Source organism: Mesorhizobium sp. RCC_202, assembly GCF_041355295.1.
Classification (GTDB): domain Bacteria; phylum Pseudomonadota; class Alphaproteobacteria; order Rhizobiales; family Rhizobiaceae; genus Mesorhizobium.
The window spans coordinates 286,228-297,628 of sequence record NZ_JBFUPO010000004.1; the positions used below are offsets into that span (position 1 = coordinate 286,228).

Annotated in this window: 10 protein-coding genes; 8 read left to right on the forward strand and 2 right to left on the reverse strand. The window is 63.3% G+C overall.

What is annotated here, in order from left to right; genetic code table 11:
- Positions 1 to 38: 38 nt before the first annotated feature.
- On the forward strand, positions 39 to 1,577 hold the full coding sequence (locus tag AB6802_RS11485) for a trimethylamine methyltransferase family protein (RefSeq protein WP_371010212.1): 1,539 nt from the start codon (positions 39 to 41) through the stop codon (positions 1,575 to 1,577).
- 140 nt (positions 1,578 to 1,717) lie between these two features.
- Complete coding sequence (locus tag AB6802_RS11490) at positions 1,718 to 4,144, forward strand: FAD-dependent oxidoreductase (protein ID WP_371010213.1); 2,427 nt, start codon at positions 1,718 to 1,720, stop codon at positions 4,142 to 4,144.
- 25 nt (positions 4,145 to 4,169) lie between these two features.
- On the opposite strand, the gene AB6802_RS11495 is transcribed toward AB6802_RS11490, so the two are convergent.
- Positions 4,170 to 4,562: a DoxX family protein gene (locus AB6802_RS11495; RefSeq protein WP_371010214.1), complete on the reverse strand. Its 393-nt coding sequence runs from the start codon at positions 4,560 to 4,562 to the stop codon at positions 4,170 to 4,172.
- A gap of 212 nt (positions 4,563 to 4,774) precedes the next feature.
- On the opposite strand from AB6802_RS11495, the gene AB6802_RS11500 reads away from it, so the two are divergent.
- The gene (locus AB6802_RS11500; RefSeq protein ID WP_371010215.1) at positions 4,775 to 5,263 is read left to right on the forward strand and encodes a hypothetical protein; all 489 of its coding nucleotides are present in this window, start codon (positions 4,775 to 4,777) and stop codon (positions 5,261 to 5,263) included.
- A 27-nt stretch (positions 5,264 to 5,290) separates the two neighbouring features.
- Here the strand turns inward: AB6802_RS11500 and AB6802_RS11505 are convergent, their stop codons facing one another.
- A complete protein-coding gene (locus AB6802_RS11505) occupies positions 5,291 to 6,067 on the reverse strand; it encodes a VOC family protein (RefSeq protein WP_371010216.1) in 777 nt (258 codons plus the stop codon).
- A gap of 177 nt (positions 6,068 to 6,244) precedes the next feature.
- On the opposite strand from AB6802_RS11505, the gene AB6802_RS11510 reads away from it, so the two are divergent.
- The 5 genes from AB6802_RS11510 (at position 6,245) to AB6802_RS11530 (ending at position 11,253) form a co-directional block, all read left to right on the forward strand.
- Complete coding sequence (locus AB6802_RS11510) at positions 6,245 to 6,979, forward strand: gamma-glutamylcyclotransferase (protein WP_371010217.1); 735 nt, start codon at positions 6,245 to 6,247, stop codon at positions 6,977 to 6,979.
- Positions 6,980 to 7,093: 114 nt separating this feature from the next.
- Positions 7,094 to 8,458 (forward strand): NAD(P)-dependent oxidoreductase, encoded by a 1,365-nt coding sequence (locus tag AB6802_RS11515; protein WP_371010218.1) that lies wholly within the window; start codon positions 7,094 to 7,096, stop codon positions 8,456 to 8,458.
- A gap of 2 nt (positions 8,459 to 8,460) precedes the next feature.
- The gene (preA, locus tag AB6802_RS11520; protein ID WP_371010219.1) at positions 8,461 to 9,774 is read left to right on the forward strand and encodes an NAD-dependent dihydropyrimidine dehydrogenase subunit PreA; all 1,314 of its coding nucleotides are present in this window, start codon (positions 8,461 to 8,463) and stop codon (positions 9,772 to 9,774) included.
- Positions 9,775 to 10,245: 471 nt separating this feature from the next.
- Entirely contained in the window at positions 10,246 to 10,764 is a 519-nt protein-coding gene (locus AB6802_RS11525; RefSeq protein WP_371010220.1) for an Rrf2 family transcriptional regulator, read from the forward strand.
- Positions 10,765 to 10,794: 30 nt separating this feature from the next.
- Positions 10,795 to 11,253 carry a carboxymuconolactone decarboxylase family protein gene (locus AB6802_RS11530; RefSeq protein ID WP_371010221.1) on the forward strand — a complete coding sequence of 153 codons (459 nt, stop codon included), beginning with the start codon at positions 10,795 to 10,797 and terminating at the stop codon, positions 11,251 to 11,253.
- Positions 11,254 to 11,401: the final 148 nt, after the last annotated feature.

Below are 11,401 nucleotides of genomic sequence, written 5' to 3' on the forward strand. Positions count from 1 at the left end.
CGACAGCCGTCCTGGCCGGCGGGCGTTCTGATGCCCGCATGAATGAGCCAAGACGCAAGCGCGGCGCCGAGCGGACCAGCAACCGGGGGCCAGCCGCCATTCCACAATTGCCGCTCAGGCGCGTGGAAAATCCTTACCCGCCGATGGCGCTGCTGTCGTCCGACCAGATCGAAGCCATCCATCAGGCCTCAATGCATATCCTGGAAAATTTCGGCATCGAGGTGATGAGTCCGCGGGCGCTGTCGATGTTTGAGAAGGCGGGCGCCAAGGTCGATCACACAACGGCGAATGTGCGCATCGACAGGGGTCTGGTTGCCGACGCGCTGAAGACCACGAAGTCGAACTACCGGCTGACGCCGCGCAACCCGGCCAACGCCATCTATCTCGGCGGCAGCACCATCAATTTCACGCTGGTTGCCGGGCCGCCCAATGTGCACGACATGGAGCGCGGCCGTCGCGCCGGCAACCTCGCGGACTATTGTGATCTGACCCGGCTGGCGCAGCATTTCAACTGCATCCACATGCTGGGCAACCAGGTCTGCGCGCCGATCGAACTGCCCGCGAACACCAGGCATATGGACACCTATTTTGCCAATCTGACGCTGACCGACAAAAGTTTTCATGTCTCGGCAATCGGGCGCGGCAGGGCGCTGGACGGCATCGAGATGATGGCGATCGCGCGTGGGCTGACGCTGGACGAAATCCGCGATGACCCTGGCATCGCCACCATCATTTCGGTCAACTCGCCGCGCCGCTTCGACGAGATGATGGCCGAAGGGCTGATGACGATGGCCGAATATGGCCAGTCGGTGGCGGTGACGCCGTTCACGCTTATGGGCGCGATGAGCCCGGTGACGCTTGCCGGCGCCTTGGCGCAGCAGAATGCAGAAGCGCTGTTCGGCGTGGTGCTGACGCAGCTGGTGCGCCCCGGCGCGCCGGTTATGTATGGCGCCTTCACCTCCAATGTCGACATGAAGTCGGGCGCGCCGGCCTTCGGCACGCCGGAGAACACCAAGGCCAACATCGCCTCCGGGCAATTGGCGCGACGCTATGGTTTGCCGTATCGCACGACGCCCGGCTCGGCCTCCAACGCCGCCGACGCGCAAGGCGCCTATGAAACGCTGATGGCGCTGTGGGGCGCGGTGCTCGGCCACGGCAATCTCGTCTATCACGCCGCCGGCTGGCAGGAAGGCGGGCTGACAGCGTCCTTCGAAAAGCTCATCATCGATGTCGAGATGATCCAGCATATGATGGAATTCCTGCGGCCGATCGTGGTCGACGAGGCGGAGCTTGCGGTCGAGGCGCTGGGCGCGGTGCCGACCGGCGGCCACTTCTTCGGTGAGCCGCATACGTTGGAGCGTTACGCCACCGCCTTCTATCAGCCGATGCTGTCCAACTGGCAGAATTACGAGGCCTGGCAGGAGGCTGGCGGGCTCGACACGACGGCGCGGGCGACGCGGCTGTGGAAGAAGGCGCTGGATGAGTATGTGCAGCCCGCCATGGACCCTGCCGTGCGCGAGGCGCTGGAGGCCTATACGGCGCGGCGCAAGGAAGCGATCGGGCAGGGCGAGCCGTGACCTTCGCAGTGTTGGCGCGAGGCGCCCCCCTCTGTCCTGCCGGACATCTCCCCCTCAAGGGGGGAGATTGGCTGTCTTGGCACCCTCCCGTGCCGAATCACCTCGCCAATCCAACGCACTGAATTAACGAGAAAAACCCCATGAAATCGCATGCAAAGGTCGTGGTCATCGGTGGCGGAGTCGTTGGGTGCTCGGTCCTGTTCCATCTGGCGCGCCATGGCTGGACCGATGTCGTGCTGCTGGAGCGCGACGAGCTGACCTCCGGTTCGACCTGGCACGCGGCCGGCGGCATGCACACCATCAATGGCGACCCCAACGTCGCCAAGCTGCAGAAATACACGATCAATCTCTACAAGGAGATCGAGGAGCTGTCGGGGCAGGCGACCGGCGTGCATCTGACCGGCGGCGTGCTGCTGGCGGCGACCGAGGCGCGGCTCGACTGGCTGCGCGGCGTTGTCTCGAAGGGCCGCTATCTCGGCATCGATCTCGAAGTGATCTCGGCCAAAGAGGCGGCCGAGCTGATGCCGCTCATCGATCCGAAGCAATTCGTCGGCGCGGTCCGCAACAAGGAAGACGGCCACCTCGATCCGTCGGGCGTGACGCATGCCTATGCCAAGGCCGCGCGGAAACTGGGGGCGGAGGTCGAGCGCTTCACCAAAGTCGAGGACATCGTGCGCCGCCCGGATGGGCTGTGGCGCGTCATCACCAACAAGGGCGAGGTCATCGCCGAGCATGTCGTCAATGCCGGCGGTCTATGGGCGCGCGAGGTCGGCCGCATGGTCGGGCTCGAATTGCCGGTGCTGGCCATGGAGCACATGTACCTGATCACCGAGGATATGCCGGAGGTCGCCGACTGGAACGCCAAGACGGGCACCGAGATCATCCACGCGGTCGATTTCGACGGTGAGCTTTATTTGCGCCAGGAACGCGGCGGCATGCTGATGGGCACCTATGAGAAGGCCAACAAGGTCTGGTCCGAATTTTCCACGCCATGGAATTTCGGCCACGAGCTGCTGGAGCCGGATATCGATCGGATCGCGCCGTCGCTGGAAGTCGGCTTCCGCCATTTTCCCGCCTTCCAGAAGACCGGCATCAAGCAGATCATCAATGGCCCGTTCACCTTCGCGCCCGACGGCAATCCGTTGGTCGGCCCGGTGCGCGGCCTGCCCGGTTTCTGGGTCGCCTGCGGCGTCATGGCGGGATTCAGCCAGGGCGGCGGCGTCGGGCTCGCGCTCTCCAACTGGATGATCGAGGGCGATCCGGGCGCCGACATCTGGGCCATGGACGTGGCGCGCTATGGCGACTGGGCGACGATGGCCTACACCAACGCCAAGGTGCGCGAGAATTACTCGCGGCGCTTTTCGATCCGCTTCCCCAATGAGGAGCTGCCGGCCGGGCGTCCGCTCAAGACGACGCCAGTCTACGACACGCTTGCCGCCAAAGGCGCGCAATGGGGCGTGTCCTACGGGCTGGAAGTGCCGCTCTGGTATGCGCCGGACGGCGTCAAGGATGAATTCTCGTGGCGGCGCTCGACCGACTTCGACCATGTCGGCAAGGAGGTTGCGGCGGTCCGCAACTGTGTCGGCCTGTCGGAGATCTCCAACTTCGCCAAATATACGGTGACAGGCGCAGGCGCGGCTGCTTGGCTCGACCGCATCTTTGCCTGCAAGTTGCCGAAGCGCGGTCGCATGACGCTGGCGCCGATGCTGAAGGACGACGGCAAGCTGATCGGCGATTTCACTTTAGCTAATATCGACGATAACGAATGGTTCATCGCCGGCTCCGGCATCGCCGAGCAATTCCACATGCGCTGGTTCGAGGCGCATTTGCCCAAGGACGGTTCGGTGCGCATCGAGGCCTTCGGGCAAAAGCTCACCGGCCTCGCCATCGCCGGGCCGCGGGCGAGGGCGGTGCTGGCGAAGGTCACCCGCGCCGATGTCTCCAACGCCGCATTCCCCTTCATGGCGGTTGCCAGGATGGACATCGGCATGGCGCCATGTCTTGTCGGCCGGGTCAGCTACACCGGCGATCTCGGCTACGAAATCTGGGTGGCGCCGGAGTATCAGCGCGCCGCTTATCAGGCGCTGCTGGCGGCGGGCGAGGAATTCGGCATCGGCCTGTTCGGCTCACGCGCGCTTAATGCGCTGAGGCTCGAAAAGAATTACGGCTCATGGGCGCGCGAATACCGGCCGATCTATGGGCCGCTGGAAGCCGGGCTCGACCGGTTCGTCGCTTACGGCAAGGACGCCGATTTCGTCGGCAAGCAAGCGGCGCTCGCCGAGCGCAAGCAAGGCGGCAAGCTCCGGCTGCGCGCCTTCATCGTCGATGCTGGCGACGCCGATGTCATCGGCGACGAGGCGATCTGGCATGATGGCGCCGTGCAGGGCTGGGTGACGTCCGGCGGCTATGCGCACAACGCCAAGAAATCGGTCGCCTTGGGCTATGTGCCGAAGGAGATCGCCGACAACACAGATGGATTCGAGATCGAGATCCTCGGCAAGCGTCACGCGGCTCGACTTCAATCGGCGCCGCTGTTCGATGCCAATTTCGAGCGGATGCGCGGCTGAGCCAGACGCCCATCGTCGCGGAGCTTCAGGCGTTGCGGCGGTTGTCCAGCGCGAAGGCGCCGGCGCCGGCGAACACCAGATAGAGGAAGATGAAGCAGAACGAGATCGCCGCGTCGCCGCTGTTGTTGACGGGGAAGAAGTCGCGCGGGAAGTGCGCCGTGAAATAGGCGATCGCCATTTCGCCGGCCAGCAGGAATGCGACGGGCCGGGTGAACAGGCCGAGCGCCAGCAGGATGCCGCCGGCGAATTCGAGAATGCCGGCTGCCGTCGTCAGCCCGGTGAGGGCGTGCGGCTGTGCGCTGACCGGGAAGTTGAACAGTTTCTGCGAACCGTGTTCGACGAACTGCAACGCCGTCATGATGCGCAATATGCCCAGCGCCTGGGTCCGGTACTGGGCAAGGCCCTCGAAAAGCTTCATCTAAAACTCCATTTTTCCGACCGTCGGCCCGGCCATAGATTATCGCCTGGCGAGGGACTATTCACATCCCATGGCCGGCCATCAACATTCGGTGATGGAAATGGGTTCCCCCGCTTCGATCTTGTATAATTTTGTTCTCTCTATGGTTGCATTTATATCGCTATGGTTGTATTGATATCCGGATGCTCCAACCCATGTGGATTCCCTTCGTCATGAAAAAAATCGTCATCAGCCTCTTCGCGATCCTTGCAGGCACCGGCTTTGCCATGGCTGACGATGCCGGCTGTGCCGCCTTCAAATGGCCTGTGGCGCGTGAGCAATCCTTGTTTGCGACAGCGCCCGCCGCGCAGCCTGGCGCCTCCGTTACGGTTGGCGCAGCCGCGGATCTGAAACTTGCGCCGGTCGACACGATCAGCTTCGCCGTACCGCCCGGGCACGCCCCGGCTGCCGGCACGTTCGGCGCGACGGCGAATGTGACTGTGCCGCCGGAAGGCGAGCTCCAGATCAGCCTGTCCGGCGACGCCTGGATCGATGTCGTCCAGGACGGCCATGCCACGAAGTCGGCGGCGTTCAGCGGCGTGAAGACCTGCCCGGGCATTCGCAAGAGCCTGCGTTTCAAGCTCGCCGGCGGCGCTGCGATCATTCAGGTCAGCGGCGCCAAGACGGCCGAGCTCAAGGTGGCGGTGCTGGCGCCTGAGTGAGACCGGCGTCAGTTTGTCGAGTGCCGGTCAGCGCGCCGGTGCAATCAGCGCGAAATGCGCGCCTTGCGGGTCTTGGCACTGGATGATCCATTGCCCGCTCGGCACGTCCATGGGACCCATGATGACCTTGCCGCCATTGTCCGTTACGCGTTTGGCAGCGGCGTCGATGGCATCGACGTTGAAATAGAATTGCCAAAACGGAACCGGGATCTGCGGCGGCTTGTTCATGATGCCGCCGCCGGATTCCGGGCCGGCCGAGAAAGTCTGATAGATGCCCATCTCGCCCATGTCGAACTGGCCGGCGCTCGTCCAGCCAAACTGGCTGGAATAGAAGTCGAAGGATGTTTTCCAGTCGACTGTGTAGAGCTCGTGCCAGCCGACATGGCCGAGTGTCGTCGCCGGCACCGGGGGCTGGTCGGGTTGGTTCGGCTTCAGGAACATGAAGGAAGCGCCCTGCGGGTCGGCTACGACGGCGAAACGGCCAACGCCGGGGATGTCGTCCGGGGCTCGGTGGACAGCGCCGCCGGCCTTCTTCACGGCCTCAGTCGAGGCGTCGACATCCCGGGAATAGATATAGCCGATCCAGGACGGCGGCATGCCCATCTTGGCGGCATCTTCCGGCATGGTCATCAGGCCGCCGACGCCGCGCACATTTGAATTCACGACAATGTAGCGCGGCATGCCCGGCGCCTTGTCGAAAGGCTCGGCCTTCCAGCCGACGACGGCGGTGTAAAATGCCTCGGCGGCATCGAGGTCGGTGGTCATCAGTTCGTACCAGAAGAAGGGCGTTTGGGAATTCGGCATGGTCGGTCTCCTCACCGGTTCAGGCAGCGATCGCGGTTCGATCCATCCTAGGACGTTCTCGGCAACAGGAATCCGACATCTGGGCCAGAAATCAGCAACGGCAAGGCGCTTGGCTTCCGATCTTGCGTGGGCGGCGATTTTCGACTTTGCTTAAGTCAAAGAGGGGCCTGCATTTCCATGCGTCGAATGTCGCTCACGCCTGAGCTTGTCGCGCTCTGCCATCGCGAAGAGGTCGATCCCGGTCCGAACGGGGCGTGGACGCAGCTTGGCGATGAAGATTATCAAACACTCGCGCTACGTCTCGCCGATGAAGCCGACGAGGGACCGCTCTGGGTGTTCGCCTATGGCTCGCTGATCTGGAAGCCGGCCTTCGAATCGGTCGACCAGCGGCGTGCGGCGGCGCATGGCTGGCACCGCTCGTTCTGCCTCGACATACAACGCTGGCGTGGCAGCCGCGAACAGCCTGGATTGATGATGGCGCTGGAACGCGGCGGGCGCTGCGACGGCGTCATCTACCGCCTGCCGGACGGCGACAAGCCCGCACAGATCGAACGGCTGTTGCGACGCGAGATAGACGACCGTGAAAGCGTCAGTTCGGTGCGATGGGTTCCGGTGCGCACAGCCCAGGGCCGGTTGCGGGCGTTGGGCTTCTGGGTCGGGGTGACCGGCAGAGGCACGTCCCTCGGGCAGCCGCTAGAGAAGGTGGCGCAAATACTGGCACGCGCCTGCGGCCATGTCGGCTCAGGCGCCGAATATCTCTACAACACCGTCAGCCACCTCGAGACCTTCGGCATTCATGACCGCAATCTGTGGCGGCTGCAAGAATTGGTGGCGGACGAGATCCGGTCGATCCATCCTTCCAGGATCGAAAGCGCGGGGCTGCCTGACGTCGCGACCATGGCTATAACATGACTACTTTTATCATGTTTTTATGCAAGCAATACAGTGCCTTGGCCAAAAATTGACCAATTGATAAAAAAATAAAACGTGCTAGCCTTCCCCAAAACGACAAGAAGGGGAACTGGAATGGCGACTGGTCATTTCCTCGAAGGCATTGCCGGCGGCCGGCTGTCGTCCGAGCAATATGCCGATAATTTTTCCGACCTGCACCCGCCGCTCGACCATCACGAGGCGCTCGTCGAATCCGACCGCTGCTACTTCTGCTACGATGCGCCATGCATGAATGCATGCCCGACCTCGATCGACATTCCGCTGTTCATCCGCCAGATCGCGACCGGCAATCCTCTGGGGTCTGCAAAGACCATTTTCGACCAGAACATTCTGGGTGGCATGTGCGCCCGCGTCTGCCCCACCGAGACGCTGTGCGAAGAGGTCTGCGTGCGCGAGGTGGCGGAAGGCAAGCCGGTGCAGATCGGCCGGCTGCAGCGCTACGCCACCGACGTCGCCATGAGCGAGGACAAGCAGTTCTACAAGCGCGCCGAGCCGACTGGGAAGACGGTTGCCGTGGTCGGCGCTGGACCGGCCGGGCTGGCGGCCGCGCATCGGCTCGCCCGCCACGGTCATGACGTGACGATCCTGGAGGCGCGGCCGAAGGCCGGCGGCCTCAACGAATACGGCATTGCCGCCTATAAGAGCGTCGACAATTTCGCCCAGGCCGAGGTCGACTACGTCACCGCGATCGGCGGCATCGACATCCAGAACGGCAAGGCGCTCGGTCGCGATTTCCAGCTTTCGGATCTGATGCGCAACTACGACGCCGTGTTCCTTGGCATGGGGCTGGGCGGGGTCAACGCGCTGCGCGCCGATGGCGAGGAAACGGACGGCGTTGCCAACGCCGTCGAGTTCATCGCCGAGCTGCGGCAAGCGAGGGACCTTTCCAGCCTGCCGGTCGGCCGCCGCGTTGTCGTCATCGGCGGCGGCATGACAGCGATCGACGCCGCTGTGCAGTCCAAGCTGCTCGGCGCCGAAGAGGTGACGATCTGCTACCGGCGCGGCCAGGAGCATATGAACGCTTCCGGGTTCGAGCAGGATCTGGCCGCCGCCAACGGCGTCACCATTCGTCATTGGTTACAGCCCAAGCGCGTCATTGCCGAGAACGGCAAGGTGTCTGGAATAGAGCTCGAATACACCGCGATGAATGGCGACAGGCTCGCCGGCACCGGCGAGACGCTGACTTTGGTCGCCGACCAGGTGTTCAAGGCGATCGGTCAAAGTTTCACGCCCGCGGTGCTCAACGGCAGCGGCGAACAGATCGCGCTTGAAGCCGGCCGCATCAAGGTCGATGCCGAAGGCCGCACCTCGCTGACGAAAGTCTGGGCCGGCGGCGACTGCATCTTTGGCGGCGACGACCTGACCGTCTCTGCCGTGGCGCAAGGGCGCGACGCTGCCGAGAGCATCAACCGGGCACTGACCTCGAACGGGAGGGCATGAGCATGGCAGACATCCGCAACAATTTCGTTGGCATCAAGTCGCCCAATCCATTCTGGCTGGCCTCGGCGCCGCCGACCGACAAGGCCTACAACGTCATCCGCGCTTTCAAGGCAGGGTGGGGCGGCGTGGTGTGGAAGACGCTTGGTGAGGAAGGCCCGCCGGTCGTCAACGTCAACGGCCCGCGCTACGGCGCGATCTGGGGTGCCGACCGGCGCCTGCTTGGCTTGAATAATATCGAGCTGATCACCGACCGCGACCTGCAGACCAATCTGCGCGAGATGAAGCAGGTCAAGATGGATTGGCCGGATCGCGCGCTGATCGCCTCGATCATGGTGCCTTGCGAAGAGGCGAGCTGGAAAGCGATCCTGCCTTTGGTCGAGGAAACCGGCGCTGACGGCATCGAGCTCAATTTCGGCTGCCCGCACGGCATGTCGGAACGCGGCATGGGCGCCGCCGTCGGCCAGGTGCCGGAATATATCGAAATGGTAGTGCGCTGGTGCAAGCAGTATACGCGCATGCCCGTCATCACCAAGCTGACGCCCAACATCACCGACATTCGCAAGCCCGCAAGGGCGGCGCATGCCGGCGGCACCGACGCGGTGTCGCTGATCAACACCATCAACTCGATCACAGGCGTCGACCTGGACAGTTTCGCGCCGATGCCGACCATCGACGGCAAGGGTTCGCATGGCGGCTATTGCGGCCCGGCGGTGAAGCCGATCGCCATGAACATGGTGGCCGAGATCGCGCGCGATCCCGAAACAAGCGGCCTGCCGATCTCGGGCATCGGCGGCATCACCACCTGGCGCGACGCGGCCGAATTCCTGGCGCTTGGCGCCGGCAATGTTCAGGTCTGCACGGCGGCGATGACCTACGGCTTCAAGATCGTCCAGGAAATGATAGCCGGTCTTGAAAACTGGATGGACGAAAAGGGCCATCGCTCGCTCGACGATATCATCGGCCGCGCCACGCCCAACGTCACCGACTGGCAGTATCTCAACCTCAACTATGTCGCCAAGGCGCATATCGACCAGGACGCCTGCATCAAATGCGGCCGCTGCCACATCGCGTGCGAGGACACCTCGCACCAGGCGATCACCAGCATGGTCGACGGCTTGAGGCACTTCGAGGTGATCGAAGCCGAATGCGTCGGCTGCAATCTGTGCGTCAATGTCTGCCCGGTCGAAGGCTGCATCACCATGGAGCCGCTGGCGGCGGGCGCCATGGACGAGCGCACCGGCAAGCCGGTGTCGCCGATCTACGCCAACTGGACGACGCACCCGAACAACCCGATGGCCAAGGTGGCCGCGGAGTAGGGTGGCCTTAGCAGAATTTGGGTTCCTCGCCCCCCGATCGACGGCTACATCTTCTGTGACTGGCGTGACTGATCGGCCCGAGGCTTGATTGCCAGGTGGTTCCCCCAATCCGTCGCTGCTTCGCAGCGCCACCTTTCCCCCCTCCGGAGGGAAAGGAAGGGAGCGTTGCGGGACGAGACGGCAAAAGCTTGGCGCCTTCCTCTACCCCGTCGATCGGGGAAGAGGTGGCTCGGCGAAGCCGAGACGGAGTGGGGGTCGACCAGCGCAGCATTAGACAATGCATGCGCCGAGCTGGCATGCACGCTATCGCCAAGACCAACCGCATGGAAATGTGTGCACCCCGTAGCGCAGAGCGGGGTGCGAGGAACCCAAGTCATGTGAAGCCATAGCGAACGTGTGGAATTCGCGTTTTTCCATTGCAGATAAAAATTATCCACGATATAAGACATCCATGAATTGGAGACCAACACCATGAAGCTGGGCGAGGGCGTTGAGGCGGCCATCCACTGCGTGTCGACGCTGGCGAGCGTCGACGGCAACAGCACCATGCCGGGCGCCGCACTGGCGGAGTGTTTCGGCCTTTCGCCGAGCTATCTCCTGAAACATCTCAACCAGCTGACCGCGGCGCGCATTCTGGAATCGGTGTCGGGTCCTGCCGGCGGGTACCGGCTGGCGCGGCCGGCCGAGCACATCACGCTGCTCGACATCGTGCTGGCGGTCGAGGGTCGCGAGCCGGCGTTTCGCTGCGGCGAAATCCGCCGCAACGGCCCGGTCAAGATCGATGCCTCAGCCTATGTCAAACCCTGCGGCATCAATGCCGCGATGCTGAAAGCGGAGCGCGCCTATCGCGCCGCGCTCGCCGAAGTGAAGATCTCCGACGTTGTGGCCGACTACGCCGCGGAAGGCGATCCGCGATCGTACGCCGCGAGCTGCGCATTCGTCGCGCGGCACCAGCGGCCGCAGAAAGCCGCTTCACGCAAACAGATTTAACCCGCCAGACAAATGTGAAAGGCAAAGACGATGAAACAGAGACTGCAATTTTTCGCCAAGGCGCCGCAAATCATGAAAGCGGTGTCGGCGCTCAACGAAGCGGTCGAGAAATGCGGGCTCGATGCCGGCCTGATGCATCTCGTCAAGCTTAGGGCTTCGCAGATCAACGGCTGCTCCTATTGCGTCGAGATGCACAGCCGTGAGGCGAGGCGCGACGGCGAGACCGAGACCAGGCTCTATCTGGTCGCCGCCTGGAAGGAATCGCCGCTGTTTTCCGAGCGCGAGCGCGCTGCATTGGCCTGGACCGAGACGGTGACGAACATTTCCGACAATGGCGTTCCGGACGATCTCTATGCGCGCACGCTCGAGCATTTCTCCGAAGAGGAACTGGTCAAGCTCACCGTGGTGATCGGCATGATCAACACCTGGAACCGGCTCTGCATTTCCTTCCACGCCATCCATCCGATGCCGTCGGCGAAGGCTGCTTGAACGATTGAGCAACGCCGAGGGGCGGTTGTCGGCGAGCTGTTTTGTTGATGCCGGCGCCCCCCCTCATTGCCCTGCCGGGCATTTCTCCCCGTGAACGGGGAGAAGATGGCGGCAGCCAGATGAGGGGCAGCGCAGACATTCGATTTGC

Bases quoted from the DNA above. Each gene is read 5' to 3' on its own strand.
- AB6802_RS11485 (WP_371010212.1), top strand. From the start codon at position 39: ATGAATGAGCCAAGACGCAAGCGCGGCGCCGAGCGGACCAGCAACCGG.
- AB6802_RS11490 (WP_371010213.1), top strand. From the start codon at position 1,718: ATGAAATCGCATGCAAAGGTCGTGGTCATCGGTGGCGGAGTCGTTGGG.
- AB6802_RS11495 (WP_371010214.1), bottom strand. From the start codon at position 4,562: ATGAAGCTTTTCGAGGGCCTTGCCCAGTACCGGACCCAGGCGCTGGGC.
- AB6802_RS11500 (WP_371010215.1), top strand. From the start codon at position 4,775: ATGAAAAAAATCGTCATCAGCCTCTTCGCGATCCTTGCAGGCACCGGC.
- AB6802_RS11505 (WP_371010216.1), bottom strand. From the start codon at position 6,067: ATGCCGAATTCCCAAACGCCCTTCTTCTGGTACGAACTGATGACCACC.
- AB6802_RS11510 (WP_371010217.1), top strand. From the start codon at position 6,245: ATGCGTCGAATGTCGCTCACGCCTGAGCTTGTCGCGCTCTGCCATCGC.
- AB6802_RS11515 (WP_371010218.1), top strand. From the start codon at position 7,094: ATGGCGACTGGTCATTTCCTCGAAGGCATTGCCGGCGGCCGGCTGTCG.
- preA (WP_371010219.1), top strand. From the start codon at position 8,461: ATGGCAGACATCCGCAACAATTTCGTTGGCATCAAGTCGCCCAATCCA.
- AB6802_RS11525 (WP_371010220.1), top strand. From the start codon at position 10,246: ATGAAGCTGGGCGAGGGCGTTGAGGCGGCCATCCACTGCGTGTCGACG.
- AB6802_RS11530 (WP_371010221.1), top strand. From the start codon at position 10,795: ATGAAACAGAGACTGCAATTTTTCGCCAAGGCGCCGCAAATCATGAAA.